This window comes from Corynebacterium mucifaciens, from assembly GCF_012396315.1.
GTDB classification, from domain to species: domain Bacteria; phylum Actinomycetota; class Actinomycetes; order Mycobacteriales; family Mycobacteriaceae; genus Corynebacterium; species Corynebacterium mucifaciens.
Genome location: NZ_JAAXPF010000024.1, coordinates 1 through 2016 on the forward strand (window position 1 = coordinate 1; position 2016 = coordinate 2016).

A 2016-nucleotide genomic window follows, 5' to 3' on the forward strand; every position below is an offset into this window, starting at 1 on the left:
TAGTGCCAAGGTGGTTGTGAACGACGAACCGTAGGAGGTTTTGTTCATGACCGATTCGCAGTTGCCTCAGTTGGTGCCGTCGGTGTTGACGTCGGCTCCGGCTGTTGAGGTCCCGGTGGTTGCCCGGAAGGTCAAGCCTAAGACGTCGCGTGAGGAAGTCGAGGAGATCTTGGCGATGCCGCCGCGTGTGCTGGCGGTGGGGGAAGTGCTCGATGATGAGACGTTAGCGTCGCCTGAGTCGGTGGCGTTCGTGTTCTCCCCGTACCGCACGACCGGTTCCGGTAGTTGGTTTCATCCAGCACAGCAGCGGCAGATGATCACGATTTACAACGTGTTGCCCTATGGGACGAAGGGCCTGTGGTGTGCTCGGCAGGGAATCCAATACCTCAATATCAAGCGTTGGGCCCGCGCATTGCAGAAATCGAAAACCACTGATGACGGCCTTGGCGGTGCCGAGCGTGCCAAACACTTGGCGGATGCTGCCTACCTGGGCAAACCTAGTGCGGAATACATCCGTGAGGTGGTTGTCGAGTACGGGTTAGTACCGCATGGCCAGAAAGAAGCGTGGTTGGTTGCGCATGGACTTGGCTCTCACACCGTGCGACGCTGGACAGCAATGGTGGCGGACGGTGATCTGCCGACACGCACAAGGCCAAGGAGGGTTGGAACGTTGACGATGGATGAATGCGCTGAAATTCAGCAGCTGCGCAAGGAAATTTCCGCGCTAACGCAGGACAAGCGCAAGCTGGAACTCGACGCGAAACGCCGGGAAGAAGCAATGCAGCGTGCCCTGGATAAGGCGACGGAAAGGGCAGAGCGGGCTGAGTTGGCCACTGACGTGTTGGGAAAAGCTTTAGCGTCCATGCCAGGAGCACCTGGCGTGGACTCAGACGCGGAGGAAAAGTCCTCACCGACGCCCAACAACGCCTCTACGAGCAAGGACGGCAAGCGGAAGAAACGCTGATCAACCAGCTTGTTTCCGTCGGTTACTCCAAAACGAAAGCAATGGGCATTATCGGCGTGTCGCGCAGCCGGGTCTTCTACGAAACCAATCCGCGCCCACGCACCGACAACCCGATTCCGCATCACCAACGCCGGATCAACCGGTTGCCGGATGCCACTGTGAAACGCATCGTAGAAATACTAGATGGCAATCCGCATTGCGGGGTGGACCAGGTGTTTTACGCCGCGTTGAACAACGGGATCTATCTGGCGAGTCTGCGCAGCTTTTACCGAGTGGCCAAAGCCCATGGCAAACTGTTGCACCAACGCCACAACACCAAAGCCAGACAAGCTACACGCCGCCACACCGCCGCGCCGCCGCATGTGCACGCCACCGCCCCCGGACAGGTGTTGTGCTGGGACATTACGTTTTTGCCTGGCCAGTACTACGGGCAAACCTTCGCGTTGCACATGGTGATCGATCTGTACTCGCGTGCCATCGTCGGGTTCGTCGTCGCCGAACGAGAAAACAGCCAACTTGCAGCAGCGATGTTCGCCGACATCTTCACTCGTTTTCCCGATGTGCACACCGTGCACTCCGACAACGGTGCTGCGATGACCAGCAAACGACTCGGCAAACTGTTCGCCGAACACGGTGTGGCCCGCTCGTTGAACCGGCCGCACACCAGCAACGACAACCCGCACGCCGAGTCGGTGTTTCACACCCTAAAGACCAGGACTTACTATCCGAAAACCTTTACCACGCTGAGCGAAGCCAACGCCTGGGTCAGCGCTTGGGTGCCGGTCTACAACGCCACCCCGCACAGCGGGATCAACTACTACCCACCACAAGCAGTCCTCGACGGCACCTGGATACAACTGCAGCACAAACGTGAAGAAGCGATGCGAACCGCACTGAGCGAAGGCGCCATCACACAACTACCGGACACCAAAGCCGGCACAAGCCTTCCAGCAGAAGTCAGCATCATCCGCACCACCACCCAAACCGCCCCACCCCCACAACCCATCACGATCTAACACCCAAACCCGTTCACAACCACTTGACACAAAGCG

The 2016-nt window shown here is 58.5% G+C and carries 2 protein-coding genes; both read left to right on the plus strand.

Features of this window, described 5'->3' with window-relative positions; genetic code table 11:
• Positions 1-46 precede the first annotated feature (46 nt).
• Positions 47-964 (plus strand): hypothetical protein, encoded by a 918-nt coding sequence (locus HF989_RS10650; protein ID WP_038609203.1) that lies wholly within the window; start codon positions 47-49, stop codon positions 962-964.
• Entirely contained in the window at positions 961-1980 is a 1020-nt protein-coding gene (locus HF989_RS10655) for an IS3 family transposase (RefSeq protein WP_246234009.1), read from the plus strand. Before HF989_RS10650 ends, HF989_RS10655 begins: the two co-directional genes overlap by 4 nt.
• The last annotated feature ends 36 nt before the right edge of the window (positions 1981-2016 follow it).